The 16,920-nt window shown below is 71.6% G+C and carries 9 protein-coding genes; 1 reads left to right on the plus strand and 8 read right to left on the minus strand.

Annotated features, from left to right (window positions below; translation table 11 throughout):
* Positions 1-349: 349 nt before the first annotated feature.
* The 7 genes from ABR737_RS31165 to ABR737_RS31195 form a co-directional block, all read right to left on the minus strand.
* The gene (locus tag ABR737_RS31165) at positions 350-1,864 is read right to left on the minus strand and encodes a maltokinase N-terminal cap-like domain-containing protein (protein ID WP_350254064.1); all 1,515 of its coding nucleotides are present in this window, start codon (positions 1,862-1,864) and stop codon (positions 350-352) included.
* Between the two features lie 358 nt (positions 1,865-2,222).
* Entirely contained in the window at positions 2,223-3,941 is a 1,719-nt protein-coding gene (treS, locus tag ABR737_RS31170; RefSeq protein WP_350254066.1) for a maltose alpha-D-glucosyltransferase, read from the minus strand.
* Positions 3,938-5,941 carry an alpha-1,4-glucan--maltose-1-phosphate maltosyltransferase gene (locus ABR737_RS31175; protein WP_350254067.1) on the minus strand — a complete coding sequence of 668 codons (2,004 nt, stop codon included), beginning with the start codon at positions 5,939-5,941 and terminating at the stop codon, positions 3,938-3,940. The genes treS and ABR737_RS31175 overlap by 4 nt, the downstream gene beginning before the upstream one ends.
* Before the next feature lie 702 nt (positions 5,942-6,643).
* Positions 6,644-8,275, minus strand: coding sequence for a M4 family metallopeptidase (locus tag ABR737_RS31180; protein ID WP_350254069.1), 1,632 nt, complete (start codon positions 8,273-8,275; stop codon positions 6,644-6,646).
* A 290-nt stretch (positions 8,276-8,565) separates the two neighbouring features.
* The gene (locus tag ABR737_RS31185) at positions 8,566-10,845 is read right to left on the minus strand and encodes a M4 family metallopeptidase (protein WP_350254070.1); all 2,280 of its coding nucleotides are present in this window, start codon (positions 10,843-10,845) and stop codon (positions 8,566-8,568) included.
* Positions 10,846-11,330: 485 nt separating this feature from the next.
* The gene (locus tag ABR737_RS31190) at positions 11,331-13,226 is read right to left on the minus strand and encodes an ABC transporter ATP-binding protein (protein WP_350254071.1); all 1,896 of its coding nucleotides are present in this window, start codon (positions 13,224-13,226) and stop codon (positions 11,331-11,333) included.
* Positions 13,223-15,031, minus strand: a complete 1,809-nt coding sequence (locus tag ABR737_RS31195) for an ABC transporter ATP-binding protein (RefSeq protein WP_350254073.1) — start codon at positions 15,029-15,031, stop codon at positions 13,223-13,225. The genes ABR737_RS31190 and ABR737_RS31195 overlap by 4 nt, the downstream gene beginning before the upstream one ends.
* Before the next feature lie 331 nt (positions 15,032-15,362).
* Between ABR737_RS31195 and ABR737_RS31200 the strand changes: the two genes are divergently transcribed.
* A complete protein-coding gene (locus ABR737_RS31200; protein ID WP_350254075.1) occupies positions 15,363-15,722 on the plus strand; it encodes a hypothetical protein in 360 nt (119 codons plus the stop codon).
* A 108-nt stretch (positions 15,723-15,830) separates the two neighbouring features.
* Here ABR737_RS31200 and ABR737_RS31205 read toward each other — a convergent pair whose 3' ends face one another.
* A complete protein-coding gene (locus tag ABR737_RS31205; RefSeq protein ID WP_350254077.1) occupies positions 15,831-16,769 on the minus strand; it encodes an alpha/beta fold hydrolase in 939 nt (312 codons plus the stop codon).
* Positions 16,770-16,920 lie beyond the last annotated feature (151 nt).

Consider the following 16,920-nt stretch of genomic DNA (forward strand, 5'->3'; position numbering starts at 1 on the left):
GGCGCCGAGACCTCCCGGGGCGCGGACGGCCGGGTGGGTGAGGCACCGGCCGCGGGGCCGGCGAAAGTGCCCCGCGCGGCCACCGCGGGTGCGACGGCCGGGGGCCGGGACGTCGCCGCGCGGCCGGACCGCCCCGCCGCGCTGTCGTCGGCCGCGCCCGGAGCGGGCGTGGTGTCGGGGGTGGTGGGACGGGACGGCGGGCGGGCGGTCACGAGAGGCCTCCTCGGGGCGGGGCGGGGCGGGGCGGTGCGGTTCGGGGCGGTGCGGTTCGGGGCGGTGCGGGGCGTCGGTCGGGTCTCGGGGCCTACGGGGCGTACGTGCGGCGGATCGGCGGTTCGTCTGCGGCCCCTCACCCCCGGCCGTTGCCGGGCCCGGCGGAACCGGCTGCCCCGCCGGGCCGCCTGCCCGACGGGCTGTCCGCCCCCGTGCCCTGCTCCCCGCCGGCCGCCAGCCGCCGGATGGCGGCCATCGGGACGGACAGCCAGTCGGGCCGGTGCCGGGCCTCGTAGAGCACCTCGTAAACGGCCTTGTCGGTCTCGTAAGCGCGCATCAGTTCGGGCGCCGAGCGCGGATCGAGCCCGCCGGCCTCCGCATAGCCCCGGCAGTAGGCGTCACGGGTGCGCCGGGCCCACTCCAGCGACCAGGGGTCCCCGCCGGCCGGGCCGCTGCGCGCGGCATAGTCGAAGGACCGCAGCATCCCCGCGATATCGCGCACCGCCGGCTGGAGGCGGCGCCGCTCGGCCAGCGGGCGGGCCGGTTCGCCCTCGAAGTCGATCAGCGACCAGCGGCCCTCGTCGGCGGAGCGCAGCGTCTGGCCCAGGTGCAGATCGCCGTGGATGCGCTGGGCGGCCCAGCTGCGGCCGTCGTGACCGGTCGCGGCCAGCGTGTCGAAGGCGGTGCGCAGCCGGGCGCGGTAGGGCTGCAGTACGGGCACCGCGCGGGCGGTGGCGTCCAGCCGTTCGTGCATCTGGGCGGCGATCACTTCCAGCTGCGGGCGGCGCAGCTCGGTGGTCGGCAGCGTCTGGGCGAGCGCGGTGTGCACCTCGGCGGTGGCATGGCCGAGCGCCCGCGCCGAGCCGGTGAAATCGGCGCGGACGGCCAGCGCGTTCAGCGCCAGCTGCCAGCCGTCCGCCGAGCCCGGCAGGAACGGCTGCAGCACGCCCAGCGTGGTCGCCTCGGCGGCCGCCGACTCGTACCAGGCGGCGGGCGCGGGCACCCGCGGACACTTGGCGTCCGCCAGCGCCCGCGGCAGTTCCAGGTCCGGGTTGACCCCCGGCTCGATCCGCCGGAAGACCTTCAGGATGAAGGAATCCCCGTAGACGATCGAGGAGTTGGACTGCTCGACCGCGATCGGCCGGCCCGGCAGCCCGGAGGGGATCTCGGCGTCCGGCTCCCGGCAGAAGCGCAGCGCCCCGAGCCGGCCCGGTACCCGCAGTCGCTCCAGCAGCAGCCCGCACAGCCGGTTGTCGAGCAGCGCGTCATAGACGGTGCGGCCGCGCAGCGGACCGCCGCCGGGGCGGCCGATCACCGACGGCGCCAGCTGCGGCGGCAGCGCCGGATGCACCCCCAGCAGAAGCTGGTAGCAGTCTCCGCCGACGGGCCTACGGCTCGGTGGCGCGCTCTGCTGGGCGCGGACGAGCAGGAGCAGCAGGCCGGGGGCGCTGCCGTCGGTGCACGGCAGCAGTTCGGTCGCCGAGAGCAGGCCGAAGCCGGTGAGCAGCCGCCCCTTACCGGCGAACCAGCGCTGGCGCGGTACCCATTCGGCGAGCAGGGGTGCCAGCGAGGACAGCAGATCGGGGGCGGCGGCGAGCGGGCGCTGATCAGGGGTGTTGCGGGTGGCACGGGTCGAGGCGGTGTCCGACATGGCGTCGCGTCCTTTCCCCGGGCACACGACATATAGGGCAAAGTGTCCCGGAATGCGGCCTTGACTGTGCGATGGCGCGGTGGGGGTACCCCCAGACGGAGGCTGCCGGTGGTGCACCCGGACGCGGTCCGGGGGCGGGCACCGGGCGAGCCCGTCCGTACGGCAGCGGCGATTCCGGCGTGCCCTGCTCCGCTGCGCGGCGGGTTCCCTCCCGGGCCGGGGGGACCGACGATGGCTCACCCGGCCCGTGCGGTAGTAGGGAGGGTGCCCGGGCGAAAGGTCAAAAAACGCCCGTACGCGCCAGGCGGCCGCGTACGGGCGTCTTTCCGGCACCCGTGCCCGGTCAGGGCGCCGGATGTTATCCGGAGTTTCTGCGCAGCCGGAACCAGTAGAACCCGTGGCCCGCGAGGGTCAGCAGGTACGGCAGCTCCCCGATGGCGGGGAAGCGGACGCCGCCGATGAGTTCCACCGGATGGCGGCCGGAGAACGACCGCAGGTCCAGCTCCGTGGGCTGGGCGAAGCGCGAGAAGTTGTGCACGCAGACCACCAGGTCGTCGTCCGCGCCACCGGCGCCCGGCGCCTCCCGCAGGAAGGCCAGCACCGCCGGGTTGGTGGAGGACAGCTCGGTATAGCTGCCGAGCCCGAACGCGGGGTTCTGCTTCCGGATCTCGATCATCCGGCGGGTCCAGTGCAGCAGCGAGGACGGCGAACTCATCGCGGCCTCGACATTGGTGACCTGGTATCCGTAGACCGGATCCATGATCGTCGGCAGGGAGAGCCGGCCCGGGTCGCACGAGGAGAACCCGGCGTTGCGGTCCGGGGTCCACTGCATCGGTGTCCGTACCGCGTCGCGGTCGCCGAGCCAGATGTTGTCGCCCATGCCGATCTCGTCGCCGTAGTAGAGAATCGGCGAACCCGGCAGGGACAGCAGCAGGGCGGTGAACAGCTCGATCTGATTGCGGTCGTTGTCGAGCAGCGGGGCCAGCCGTCGGCGGATACCGATATTGGCGCGCATACGCGGGTCCTTGGCGTACTCCGCATACATGTAGTCGCGCTCTTCATCCGTGACCATTTCGAGGGTCAGCTCGTCGTGGTTGCGCAGGAAGATGCCCCACTGGCAGCCGGACGGAATCGCCGGGGTCTTGGCGAGGATTTCCGAGACCGGATAGCGCGATTCGCGCCGCACCGCCATGAAGATGCGCGGCATGACCGGGAAGTGGAAGGCCATATGGCATTCATCGCCGCCGACGCCGTAATCGCCGAAGTAGTCGACGACGTCCTCCGGCCATTGATTGGCCTCGGCCAGCAGTACGGTGTCCGGGTAATGGGTGTCGATCTCCGCCCGGACCCGCTTGAGGAAGGCGTGCGAGGCCGGCAGGTTCTCGCAGTTGGTGCCCTCCTCGGCGTAAAGGTAGGGCACCGCGTCCAGCCGGAAACCATCGATCCCCAGGTCGAGCCAGAAGCGCAGGGCGGAGATCATCTCCTCCTGGACCGCCGGGTTCTCGTAGTTGAGATCCGGCTGGTGGGAGAAGAACCGGTGCCAGAAGTACTGCTTGCGGACCGGGTCGAAGGTCCAGTTGGAGGCCTCGGTGTCGACGAAGATGATGCGGGCGTCCGCGTACTGCTTGTCGTCGTCGGCCCAGACGTAGTAGTCGCCGTACGGCCCCTCGGGGTCGGTGCGCGACTCCTGGAACCACGGGTGCTGGTCGCTGGTGTGGTTCATCACCATATCGATGATCACCCGCATGCCGCGGTGGTGCGCGGCGTCCACGAATTCCACGAAGTCGGCCAGATCGCCGAATTCGGGGAGCACCGCGGTGTAATCGGCGACATCGTAACCGCCGTCCCGCAGGGGGGATTTGAAGAACGGCGGCAGCCAGAGGCAGTCCACCCCCAGCCATTGCAGATAGTCGAGCTTCGCCGTGATGCCCTTGAGGTCGCCGATGCCATCGCCATTGCTGTCCTGGAAGGAACGCACCAGGACTTCGTAGAAGACGGCTCGTTTGAACCAGTCGGGATCGCGGTCCTTCGCCGGGGTGTCCTCGAAAGTGTCGGGGACAGGCTCATTGACGATCAATTGGGTGACCCTCCGATCGGTGAGGACGGTCGCAGCGACAGCACATGGGCAGGCGCGAGAGAGCGGCCCGGCTCCAGGCGCACATAGTTGTCCCTGCCCCAGTGGTAGGTATCGCCGGTGAGCTCGTCGCGCACCGGAAAGGACTCGTGCCGGCCGAGGCCGAGTTCCGGCATGTCCAACGACACCGTTGCCTCGTGGGTGTGGTGCGGGTCGAGGTTGACCACCGTGAGCACCGTGTCGGCCCGGTCGCCGTGCCCCTCGTGCTTGGAGAAGGCGAGGACGGCGTCGTTGTCGACGTGGTGGAAGTGCAGGTTGCGCAGCTGCTGCAGGGCAGGGTGCCGGCGGCGGATGCGGTTGAGCGTGGTGATCAGGGGGGCGATGGTGCGCCCCGCTCTGGCCGCCGCATCCCACTCGCGCGGCCTCAGTTGGTACTTCTCCGAGTCGAGGTACTCCTCGCTGCCGCGGCGCAGCGGCGTCGACTCGCAGAGCTCGTATCCGGCATAGACGCCCCAGGTGGGGGAGAGCGTGGCGGCCAGGACGGCACGTACCTCGAAGGCGGTACGGCCGCCCTCCTGGAGGTAGGCGTGCAGGATGTCCGGGGTGTTCACGAAGAAGTTGGGCCGCAGGTAGCCCGCGCTCTCGCCGGACAGCTCGGTCAGGTAGTCGGTGAGTTCCTGCTTGGTGTTGCGCCAGGTGAAGTACGTGTACGACTGGTGGAAGCCGATCCGGGCGAGGGTGTGCACCATGGCGGGGCGGGTGAATGCCTCGGCGAGGAAGAGCACGTCCGGGTCGGTGCGGTTGATCTCGCCGATCACCTTCTCCCAGAAGGCCACCGGCTTGGTGTGGGGGTTGTCCACCCGGAAGATCCGTACGCCCTTGGCCATCCAGAAGCGCAGCAGGCGTTCGGTCTCGCGGACCAGCCCGCGGAAGTCGGCATCGAAGGCGATCGGGTAGATGTCCTGGTACTTCTTCGGCGGGTTCTCGGCGTAGGCGACCGAGCCGTCCGCCCGGCGGTGGAACCACTGGGGGTGCAGGGTGACCCAGGGGTGGTCGGGTGAACACTGCAGCGCGAAGTCCAGGGCCACCTCCATCCGCAGCTCGCGGGCGGTGCGGACGAAGTGGTCGAAGTCCTCGAAGGTGCCCAGGTCCGGATGGAGGGCGTCATGGCCGCCGGCCGGCGAGCCGATGGCCCAGGGGGAGCCGACATCGTCCGGGCCGGCCGACAGCGCATTGTTGGGGCCCTTGCGGAACGAGGTGCCGATGGGGTGGACCGGCGGCAGATAGACCACGTCGAAGCCCATGGCGGCGACGGCCGGCAGCCGGTCGGCGGCGGTGCGCAGGGTCCCGCTGACGGCGGTGCCGTCCGGGGTCACGGTGGCGCCCTCGGAGCGCGGGAAGAGCTCGTACCACGAGCCGTACAGGGCCCGCCGGCGCTCGACGACCAGCGGCATCGGGCGCGAGACGGTCAGCAGCTCGCGCAGCGGGTGGCGGTCCAGCGCCCCGGTGACCTGGGGGGAGAGCGCCGCGGCGAGCCGGGTCGCGGCGGGCAGCTCGGGGTTGCGCAGGGTGTCCACGGCGCTGAGCACCGACTCCCGGCCGTCGCTCTTGGGGACCTCCGAGGCGGCCCGCTCGTGGAGCTCCGCGCCCTCGGCGAGTACCAGCTCGGTGTCGATGCCCGCCGGGATCTTCACGGCGGCGTGCTGCCGCCAGGTGGTGACCGGATCGGACCAGGCCTCGACGGTGAACGACCAGCGGCCCTCGATGCCGGGGGTGACCTCGGCGCTCCAGCGGTCGCTGCCGGGTGCCTGCTCCCGCATCGGGGTCCAGGGGCCGCAGCGGCCGGCCGGATTGCGCAGCACCACATTGGCCGCGACGGCGTCATGCCCTTCGCGGAAGACGGTGGCCGAGACCTCGAAGGTCTCGCCCACCACCGCCTTCGCCGGGCGGCGGCCGCAATCGATCTGCGGGCGGATGTCCAGAACAGGAATGCGACCGATCATGGGCTCACCTGAGTTTGTGGCGCTTTGCTAGGTTTGGTCCTTTGTATCCGCTCCACGGCGGGGGTGCCGGGTGCGCGCATGGGCGCTCCTGTCCGCTTTCACTCGGCTGGCGGATGGCGCGGCGGGGCGGGTCGGCGCTCCTCCGGCCTCCGGTCGGTGGTTCCCCCGGTGGCTGCTGTGCAGGTGGGCGGTGCGGGTGAGCACGGGCGTACCCGGTGAGACTTCCCGCGGGCGGCGGCCGGGCGGCTGCCGGGCGGGCCGGCGGACGGTGTCCTGCGGGTGCGTGGCCCCGGGCCCGCCGTGCGCCGGCGGACACCCTGCCGCCCCCTCGCGAGAGACTGCGGCACTGCGCTGACACGGTCGGCGTTCGCCTCCTCAACTCGGTGTGATCACAGCGGAGTTGCGGTGTGCGGATGTCCGGTGCCGCGCCGGTTCTCCTCGGCGCCCACCTCGCAGCCTCCCCCCAGGAGGTAGTCCGTACAAGAGCGCATGAGGGGGTGAAATCGGCCATATCACGGGACGCGGCGGTAAGGGCTGTCCCGTCGGGAGGTGCCCCGGCACCCGGACAGGGGCGCCCCGGCCCCGTCGGGAGGCGCCCGGCCCCGGACGCGCGAAAGCGGTGTCCGGAGAAGTTCTCTCCGGACACCGCTCGCTGCAGGGTGGTCTCACCCCGAAACGGTCAGCGCGTTGCCGCGCGGCGCGTTACTTGACGGCGACGCCGTCCCACGCGGCCTCGACACCCTTGACCTCGGGGCTGCCGGCCTTGTACAGGTCGGTGGCCGCCTTGACGGTCGCCTCACGGGCGGCCTTGTAGTCGGTGTTCGAGGTCATGTACTCGGTCAGGGCCTTGAACCAGATCTTCTCGGCCTTGTCCCGGCCGATGCCCTCGACCTTCTTGCCGTCCTTCGTCGGGCTGTCGTACTTGACGCCACCGATCTCCTTCGGGCCGCTGCCCTCGGACAGCAGGTAGAAGAAGTGGTTGGCGACACCCGAGGAGTAGTGCGGGTCGAGACCACCGGTGCTGGAGTCCCAGAAGTCCTTCGACTGACCGTCCTTGGACGGCTTGTCCATGTAACGCAGCGGCTTGCCGTCACCGTTGATGTTGATCTTCTCGCCGATGAGGTAGTCGCCCGGGTCCTTGTCGTTCTTGGCGTAGAACTCGACCGAGGTGCCGAAGATGTCCGAGGTGCCCTCGTTGAGGCCGCCGGACTCACCGCTGTAGGTGAGGTTGGCGGTGGCGGCGGTGACACCGTGCGACATCTCGTGGGCCGCGACGTCGAGGGCGGTCAGCGGGGCCTTGTCGCCCTCACCGTCGCCGTACGACATGCAGAAGCAGTCGTCGTCCCAGAAGGCGTTCACGTAGTTCTTGCCGTAGTGGACGCGCGAGGTGGCACCCTTGCCGTCACCCTTGATGCCGTTGCGGCCCTGGACCTTCTTGTAGTAGTCCCAGGTCTCGGCGGCACCGTAGTGGGCGTCGACGGCCGCGGTCTGCGGGTCGTCGGGCTTGCCGGTGCCCCACTTGTCGTCCTCGTCCGTGAAGGCCTTGCCCTCGCCGGTCTCGCTGTTGCCGAGGTTGAGGGTCTTGTGGCCACCACGGTCGGCGTCGGTCAGCGTGAAGCCGCTGCCCTCCTTGGAGGTGCCCAGGTCGACGGAGCCGCTGAACTCGCTCTCGCCCTTGCCGGTGCGGATGTCGTCGTACTGGAAGATCTTCTTGCCGCTGTTGGCGTCGGTGATGATGTGCATCCGGCTGGGCGTGCCGTCCTTCTTGACGCCCTTGACGGTGGTGTCGTAGGCGAGGACGGGGCTGCCGGAGGCGGCCCAGACGACCTTCTTGGGCGTCTGCGCGTCGGCCTTCTTGCCGCTGAGCGACTTCACCGCGGTGCCCTGCGCCGACTGCGCGGCGGCGGTCGGGGCTATCTTCGCCGTGGTGGAGGCCACCTTGACCGACTTGCCCGTCGACTTGGTGGTGCTCTTGATGGCGCCGCCCTTGGCGGTGTGCACGACCATGTCGCCGCCGAGGACGGGCAGCCCGTCGTAGGTGCGCTCGTAGCGGGTGTGCGTGGTGCCGTCGGCGTCCTTGATGACGTCCTTGACGACCAGCTTCTCCTGTGCGCCCAGGCCGAGTTCCTTGGCGGTCTGCGCCTTGGTGGCGCTCGCGTCACGCAGCAGTTCCGCGCGGTGCGAGGCGCTCAGCTTGAGGGGCGAACCGTCCGCGGTGGGGGCCTGGACGGTGGAGGCACCGGCGGTACCTGCGGTGATGCCGGCGGCCACGAGGGCCGCCGCTGCGAGGGAGATACCGGCGATACGGGTCTTACGGGACATGTGGGGGGTCACGCGTGCTCCTTCAACTTTGCCAAGAGGTGGGGGTGCAAAGCGATGCGGGTGTGACGTGCGTTCGGGAAGACTGTCATTCGAACGCGTGCATGTCAGGAGGGTGTTCGGGAATTGGCTGAAAATTGTCCGTAGAGAGGTGATCGCTGTTCGTATAACGGAGCTGGGCGCCACCCCCGAGGATCCGGGGATGACGCCCAACATCGTTGTCCTGCAGGCAAGTTGTGACCTGCGATGATCCATTGGCCCTTGGCTGTGTCACACGAAGGTGACGGCCGGGTGCCGACGGAGGATCAGAACGTCAGCTTCCAGCCGTTGATGTAGCCGGTGTCCTGAGAGTAGACGTCCTGAACCCGCAGCTTCCAGGTGCCGGAGGCCTTCTCCGAGGAGGCGTTGACCGTGTAGGTCGTCTTCACGTCGGCCGCCGAGTCGAAGGCGCTGGAGTTCTTCAGCCGGTAGGCCGTGCCGTCCGGGGCGATCAGGTCCACGACCAGGTCACCGCGGTAGGTGTGCACGATGTCCACCGCGACCTTGAGGGTGCTCGGCGCATTGCCGGTGCGGCCGACATTGATCGGTGAGGTGACCGCCGCGCCCGCGTCCGGAATCGCCACGTCGTCGGCGTTCTCGAAGACACTGCCGCCGCCGGACGCGTTGACCGTCCAGGTGAAGGTGGCGTTACCGGTCTTCTTCGCGGCGTCGGTGACCGTGACCGACACATTGCTGGTGCCGGCCGTGGTCGGCGTACCGGAGATCAGACCGGTGGACGTGTTGAGCGACAGCCCGGCGGGCAGGCCGGTCGCCGCGTACGTCAGCGCGCCCGCGGTGCCGCTGCTCGCCTTGATCTGCAGGCTCGCCGCCTGGCCCACGGTGCTGGTCTGGTTGCCCGGGTTGGTGACGGTGACCCCGCCGCCGTCAGGGACGCGGGAGCCGACGTTCACCGCGGCCCAGGTGTTGGCGACCGTGTTGTACGACGCGCTGCCCTGGCCGAACAGGTCCGCCGCGGCCTGCAGGGTGGCGGTACGGGCGCCCGCGTAGTCGGTGTTGGCGCTCATGTACTGGCTGAGTGCCTTGAACCAGACCTTCTCGGCGTTGGCCCGGCCGATGCCCGGGACCGGCTGTCCGTCGGAGGTCGGGCTGTCGTAGTGGACGCCGCCGATGTCCTTCGGGCCGCTGCCCTCGGACAGCAGGTAGAAGAAGTGGTTGGCGACACCGGACGAGTAGTGCACGTCCTTGTTGCCGACGCCGCTGGACCAGTAGTCGGCCGAGGCACCGTCCTTGGACGGCTTGTCCATGTAACGCAGCGGGGTGCCGTCGCCGTTGATGTCGATCTTCTCGCCGATGAGGTAGTCACCGGGGTCGGAGGAGTTGTTGGCGTAGAACTCCACCGCGGTGCCGAAGATGTCCGAGGTCGCCTCGTTCAGGCCGCCGGACTCACCGCTGTAGGTGAGGTTGGCGGTGGCGGCGGTGACACCGTGCGACATCTCGTGGCCGGCCACGTCGATGGCGGTCAGCGGGGAGTTGTTGCCGCTGCCGTCGCCGTACGTCATGCAGAAGCAGCCGTCGTCCCAGAAGGCGTTGACGTAGCTGTTGCCGTAGTGCACACGGGAGTAGGCGCCCACGCCGTCACCGCGGATGCCGCTGCGGCCGTGCACGTTCTTGTAGTAGTCCCAGGTCTCCTGCGCGCCGTAGGCCGCGTCGACACCGGCCGTCTGGGCGTTCTGCGGCGTGCCGTCGCCCCAGGTGTCGTCCGCGTCGGTGAACAGCGTGCCGGTCCCGGAGGACCCGTGCTTGAGGTCGTACGTCTTGTGGTTGCCCCGCGCGCCGTCGGTCATCGAGAAGTTCGGGGCCGAGCCCGAGGTCCCGAGGGTGACCTTGCCGCTGTATTCGCTGTTGCCGATGCCCTTCTCGATCCCCTGGTACTCGAAGATCTTGGCGCCGGTCGTGGCATCCGTGATGACGTGCAACTGGCTGGGGGTGCCGTCGTCCTGCAGCCCGCCGACCACCGTCTCGTACGCGAGCAGCGGCTTGCCGTCGGCGACCCAGACCACCTTGCGCGGTGCCTTCGCGGCCTCGGTCTTCTTCGACCCGAGCGACCGGGCGGAGGTGACGGCCTTCGCCTCGGCCGCGGCCGGCTTCACCTTCGCGGTGGTGCTGGCGACCTTGATCTGGGAGCGCAGGGCCTTGGTGACGCCCTTGAGCGTGCCGCCCTTGCTCTCGTGCACCACGAGGTCGCCGCCGAGGACGGGCAGCCCGTCGTAGGTGCGCTCGTAGCGGGTGTGGACGGTGCCGTCGACGTCCTTCGAGACGTCCTTGACGACCAGCTTCTCCCGCGCGCCGAGCTTGAGCTGCCGCGCGGTCTCGGCGGTGGTGGCACTGGCTGCCCGTATCAGCTCCGCACGCTGGGACGGGGACAGCTTGGCCGGCAGGGCGCCGGGATCGGGGGTGGCATGCGTGGTGCCCGGCCGCGGGGCGGCCGCCGTGCCGGTACCGGCCTGGACGCCGACTGCCAGCATTGCCGTGACGGCGACGAGTGCACCGGTCGCAACGGCGCGTCCATGGGGGGTGCGTCTCACACTGACTCCTTCTGCGGTGGCCGCCCGAGTGGCGTGGCGGCCGAGGGGGACCGGGCGGCGAAGCGGCCGTCCGGGCAGAGCGAGGCAGAACTCTTGGAGCGTGTGGGGGGAGACGTACGGGGGGTGCTGGATGTACGGGTGTTACGGGTGGCGCTGGGCGTACGAGTGGTACGGGTGGTACGCGTGGAACAGAGCGAGCAGGGAGAACCTGCGTCCACCGCGGGATGTGGTGCTGTGGGGATCCGTGCGGCGGTTGCGGGGAAGAGTCCCACCACCGGTGGCTTGTTGTCAGGCACCGTTCAACGAATTGGCCGGAAACCGTCCGTTGCGCGAAATCGGTGTTCGGAAGACGGACGGCCCGTGATCGGCCGCGCGATCCGTTCCCGCCCGTTCAAACCCCCGAAAGCCGTGAGAACAGCAGCTCATAGCCGTCCGGATCCCGTCATCCCGTCCCCGCCGACGGCGGTCACCCGAGGCGAGGTGGGTCAGCCGGGCGTTCCCCGGCCGTGCCAGGAGTGCCACAGCGCGGCGTAGGCGCCGCTCGCCGCCACCAGCTCGTCGTGCGTGCCGAGTTCGGTGAGCCGGCCGGCCTCCATGACGGCCACCCGGTCCGCGTCGTGCGCGGTGTGCAGCCGGTGCGCGATGGCGATCACCGTACGGCCCTTCAGGACGGCGGCCAGGGCGCGCTCGGTGTGCCGCGCCGTACGGGGGTCGAGCAGCGCGGTCGCCTCGTCCAGGATCACGGTGTGCGGATCCGCCAGCACCACGCGGGCCAGGGCCAGTTGCTGGGACTGCGCGCCGTCGGGGCGGTGGCCGCCGGCGCCCAGCTCGGTGTCCAGGCCCTCGGGCAGCTCCTCGGCCCAGTCGGCCCCCACGGCGGCCAGCGCGGCGCGCAGCGCGGCGTCCCCGGCACCGGGCGCGGCGAGCAGCAGATTGTCCCGGACGGTGCCCAGGAAGACGTGGTGCTCCTGGGTCACGAGGACGACCTGCCGGCGCAGCACCTCCGGGCCCAGCGCGGCGACCGGCACCCGCCCGACCGTCACCGAGCCGCTGCGCGGCGCGTCGATGCCAGCCAGCAGCCGCCCCAGGGTGGACTTGCCGGCCCCCGAGGGGCCCACCACGGCGAGGCGTTCGCCGGGGCGGACGGTCAGGTCCACCCCGCACAGGACGTCGCGGGGCGCGGGGTGCGGGCCGTCGTCGCCGGTGGCGTAGGCGTAGCGCACGGAGGTGACGTCGATACGGTCGTCGACGGGGGAGAGCGGGGCGAGAGGGTCGGCGGGAGCGGCCGTGGCGGCAGGGGCGGGCGACGGCTCCCGGGAGGGACGGGGCAGGAGGGCCGCAGGGCCGGTCCCGTCGGCCCGCCGGACCCCGCCCAGGCCCTCGACGCGGGCGAACGCGGCGCCGCTGCTCTGCAGTTGTTCGACCCGGAAGAGGATCGTCTCCAGCGGCTCGGACAGCTGCCGCAGATACAGCGCGGCGGAGACCACCACGCCCAGGCTGACGGCGCCGTGCCCCCGCAGCGCCCCGCCGGCCAGCAGCACACCGGCCACCGGGAGGACGTATGAGGCGTCCACCGCGGGCAGCAGCACGCTGCGCAGGAACAGCGTGCGGGTACGGGTACGCCGGCAGCGCTCGATGGCCCGCTCGCACGCCGCCCGCCGGCGTTCCCCGAGCCCCAGGGCCTCGACGGTGCGGGCGCCCGCCGCGGTGGCCGACAGCAGCTCGGCGAGCGCCGAGGTCGCCGCTCCCTCCGCCAGATACGCGGTGTGCGCCCGGCGCAGATACCACCGGACCGCGACCAGGCCGCACAGCAGCCCCAGCCCGCACCCGCCGAGCAGCGGATCGAGCACGACCACCGCACCGAGCAGGAACAGCGCCTGCACCACGGCGACGCACACCTCCGGTGCGGCGTCCCGCAGCGTCTCGGCGACCGCGGTGACATCGGACGTGCCCCGGGCCGTCAGATCGCCGGTGCCCGCCCGCTCCACCGTCGCGGCGGGCAGCGCCAGCGCCCGGTCGACGTACTGCTCCCGGACCCGCGCCACGGTCCGCTCGCCGAAGCGGTACCCGACGAACCGGGCGTACCGCGCCAGCAGCAACTGCGCCACCGCGCACACCAGGATGACCAGGGCCAGCCGGTCGACCGCGCGCACCCCGCCGCCGTCCCGCACCGTGTCCACGATCCGGCCGAGCAGCCAGGGGCCGGCCAGCCCGGCGCCGGCGGCCAGCGCGTTGAGCGCCAGCATCAGGGCGAAGGCCCGGCCGTCGCGCCGGATCAGCCGGAGTGCCGCCCGCCGGGTCGTGGCCGGATCGGCCACCGGCAGCGCCGCACCGTCCGGCAGCTCGTCATCGGCCGGGGGCCGGGTGGGGGCCACCGTCATCGTGCGTCCTCCTCGCTCACGGGCACCCCGGCCGCGCCCAGGGGGCCGGTGCCGTCGCCCTCCGCGTCCTCGCCGCGGGAGACCAGGCGGCGGTATCCGGGCCGGGCGGCGAGGAGTTCACGATGAGTGCCGATGGCCGCGACCGTGCCGTGGACGAGGAAGCACACCCGGTCGGCCCGGTCGAGCAGCAGGGGCGAGGTGCTGGTGACCACCGTCGTCCGGCCCGCGCGGGCGGCGTGCAGCCGGGCCGCGATACCGGCCTCGGTGTGCGCGTCGACCGCCGAGGTCGGCTCGACGGCGAGCAGCACCTCGGGGTCGGCCAACAGAGCCCGCACCAGGCGCAGCCGTTGCCGCTGCCCGCCGGAGAGATTGCGGCCCTGTGCCTCGACCGGGGCGTCGAGCCCGCCCGGCAGACCGCGCACGATGTCCTCGGCCAGCGCCGTGCGGACGGCGTCGTCGATCGCCTCCTCGGTCCGCTCCCGCCGTCCGCCGATCACCTCGCGCAGCGTCCCGGCGAACAGATCCGCTTCGTTGTCCGCCACCAGGAGCCGGTCGCGGAGCTGTGCCGGCGCGATCTCGTCGAGACGTACCGCGCCCCAGGTCGCGGCCGAGTCCGCGAACCGGCCGAGGCGGTCGATCACGGCAGCCGACTCGGCGGGACGGGCGGCGACCAGCGCGGTCAGCTCCCCGGGCACCGCCGCGACGCCCGACGCCGGATCGTGCAGGACGGACGGGTCGCGGGGAGCGTCCCGGTCCGCGCCGGCCTTCCCGGCCCGGTCCGCGCCGTCCGGCTCCAGCGCCAGGAACCGTACGACCCGCCGGGCCGCGACCAGCCCCCGGGTGAGGCCGTAGCCGCCCTCGATGAAGTACGACACCGGTCCCACCAGCGCCGCCGTATAGCCGTAGACCGCCACCAACTCGCCCAACGTGAGCGTGCCTTGGGCCGCCATCCGGGCCGCCGGCCAGGTCACCGCGGCCAGGAAGAGCGTCGGCAGGCCGATCCCGAGCGCCTGGACCCAGCTCGTCACCGCACCCACCCGGTACCCCTCGTCGCGCAGCGCCCGCGAGGCGTGCCGGTAGCGGTCGGCGAACACCGCTTTCCCGCCGAGGCCGTTCAGCACCCGCAGGCCGCCGACGAGATCCGTCAGCCGCGCCGCCAGCCCGCTTTGCCGCTCGCGGTAGCGCGTCTGCGTCCCTTGCAGCCGCCCCAGCAGCGGCCCGACCAGCACCGCGAGCAACGGCACCCCCAGCAGCACCACTCCGGCCAGCAGCGGCGAGACGTTCAGCAGCAGGACGGCGACGACCGCGTACGCCAGCACCCCGCCGACACCGGGCCCGGTCATCGTCAGCGTCTGGCTGATCACCGCGACATCGCCGATCCCGATCGCGACGACCTCCCCGGCCGTCGCCTTGCGGGGCAGCGCCGCCCCCAGCCGCACCGTCTGGGCCACGAGGGCACGCACCGTACGGAAGGTGGCGTCCATCCGGATCCGGGTCATCGTGCGATGCCGCATGACCGCCATCCAGGCGTTTATCACCCCGACCCCGAGCAGCACCGCCACCCAGCCGAGCAGCACCGGCGTCCGGCCCGGGGCCAGCCCGTCGTCGATGGCCCGCGACAGCACGTACGGCGGCAGCATCAGCCCCACCATCCACAGACTCCCGTACGAGGCGCCCGCCACCACCCGCCCCCGCTGGCAGACCACCAGCCACCACAGATAGCGCCCGGCGCGATGCGGGGCGGGCCCCCTCGCGCCAGGCACGGGGGCGGGCCCCCTCGCGCCGCCGCCCTCGGACTCCGTCATGCTGACCGCCCCCTCATGCTGTCCGCCCCGCCCCTCATGTCGTCCTCGCCCCGGCTGAACCGACGCTTGTTTCGACGCCGGTGGGGGCCGTGGTTGCGTGGATGGCCTTCCTCCCGCCCGGTCGATGGCAGCGAGTGAGGTGTCGATCTTCTCGGTGAACTCCGTTTCCGGCAACCGGAGTTCACCGGGCGTGCGGAGGGCCGGGCTCGCCTCGACAGGTGCCCGCCGTCCCTATGCGGCGCCGAGCCGCACCGGGCCGCCTTCGACCTCGCCCACCGTGCCGGCCTGCCCTGCACCCGTCCATGCCGGAGAGGCCGCAGGGCCGGAAAGCATGTGGGAGGCGATCGACGTCCTCGGTGCTCACCGCATCGGCCACGGTGTGCGCTGCACCTCCGACACCGCACTCCTGAACCGGCTCCGCGCCGACGACATCGCCCTGGAGATGTGCCCCACCAGCAATGTGCAGACCGGCGCCGTCCCCAGCCTGGCCCACCACCCCGCCACCCCGCTGCTGGCAGAGGGGCTGCTGGTCACCATCAGCACCGATACCCGCACCACCTCCGCCACCACCCTGCAGCGCGAGTTCGCCTCGCTGCAGCAGGCCACCGGATGGACCGGCCAACACGAAGCCCTCGCACAGGAAAACGCCGCCCGAGCGTCCTTCAACCACCTGAGCGGGCAGTGGGGTTGAAGCAAGAGCCCGGAGACTCTGGCCGGCGCTGCGCTCGTGACGTCGCGCGGACCGGGGCGGCGCGCAGGCGGACCGGGGCGGCGCGCAGGCGGGCAGGTCCGACCGGTGTCAGTCGCCGGCGAGGATGAAATCGGCTATCGCGGCAGCGACGGCTTCGGGCTGCTCATCGGGGATGAAGTGTCCGGCGTCGGGCACGACGACTCCGGTGACGTCGTCGGCCCATGGGCTGACGGAGGCCGCCATGTCCGGGATGGAGCCGTGGCTGCTGGAGATTCCGAGGACGGGCACAGTCAGGTGCTGCCGCTGGAGCGCCTCGTGGTTCTTGCGCGCCGACTCGGCGGCGTCTCGGTAGTAGGCAAGGGCGGCGCGGAGGCCACCGTCGACGGCGACGGCCGCTGCGTAGTGGTCGAGCTCGGCGTCCTCGAATGTGTCGGGAGCGAGGGCCTTCACTTTCAGGAACCAGCCGACGTAGTCCCGTTCGCGTCCGGCAAGCAGCGTCTCGGGCAGGTCGGGCACGAGGTGGAACGCGAAATGCCAGGTCTTCCACGCCCGATCCGGGTCGGTGGGAATCGCTTCGGGAAGGGTGATGCCGGGAATTCCGGCGTCGAGCAGAGCGACCCCGCGCAGTTGACTCTCGCATCCGAGTGCGAGGGAGAAAGCGACCCAGGCGCCGATGTCGTGGGCGGCCAGCCAGTAAGTCGGCACTCCGAGAGCCTTCACGGCGGCGTGGACATGCGCGGCGACCGTGTGCGTGTCGTAGCTGCGCTCCGGACGCTCGGAGTGGCCCTGACCCGGCAGGTCGATCGCGATGACGTGGAACCGGCCGGCGAGGGTGGGCATGACCTTTCGCCATGCCCACCAGGTTTGCGGGAATCCGGCGAGCAGGACGAGGGCCGGGCCGGCCGGCCGTCCGCCTTCGACGGCATGAAGGCGGACGCCGTCGGCATCAACCCAGCGGTGAGTGAAGCCCGCCAGGTCGTGCAGGGGCAGATCGGGGACAGGGTTACTCTCGCGGACGTGCCGAGCGCTGGTCGCAGGGTCACTCACGGGGATCCTCCGTCGGTGTCGGGTGTCCTGGTCAGGGGCTTCGCCCGGGGGTTGGGCCCACGAGCGCAGTGCAGCTGCCCGGAGGGGCCGGCGTGCTGCTCGGCGTCCGGGTCCCGACGCCCTGGCCGGTGAGGCCCGGTAGCAGGACAGG

The sequence above is a fragment of the Streptomyces sp. Edi2 genome (genome assembly GCF_040253635.1).
In the GTDB taxonomy this organism is placed as follows: Bacteria; Actinomycetota; Actinomycetes; order Streptomycetales; family Streptomycetaceae; genus Streptomyces.

What these genes read in the sequence shown, in the direction of transcription:
- ABR737_RS31190 (WP_350254071.1), bottom strand. Translation starts at nt 13,226, where the DNA reads ATGACGGTGGCCCCCACCCGGCCCCCGGCCGATGACGAGCTGCCGGAC.
- ABR737_RS31175 (WP_350254067.1), bottom strand. Translation starts at nt 5,941, where the DNA reads ATGATCGGTCGCATTCCTGTTCTGGACATCCGCCCGCAGATCGATTGC.
- ABR737_RS31195 (WP_350254073.1), bottom strand. Translation starts at nt 15,031, where the DNA reads ATGACGGAGTCCGAGGGCGGCGGCGCGAGGGGGCCCGCCCCCGTGCCT.
- ABR737_RS31200 (WP_350254075.1), top strand. Translation starts at nt 15,363, where the DNA reads ATGTGGGAGGCGATCGACGTCCTCGGTGCTCACCGCATCGGCCACGGT.
- ABR737_RS31165 (WP_350254064.1), bottom strand. Translation starts at nt 1,864, where the DNA reads ATGTCGGACACCGCCTCGACCCGTGCCACCCGCAACACCCCTGATCAG.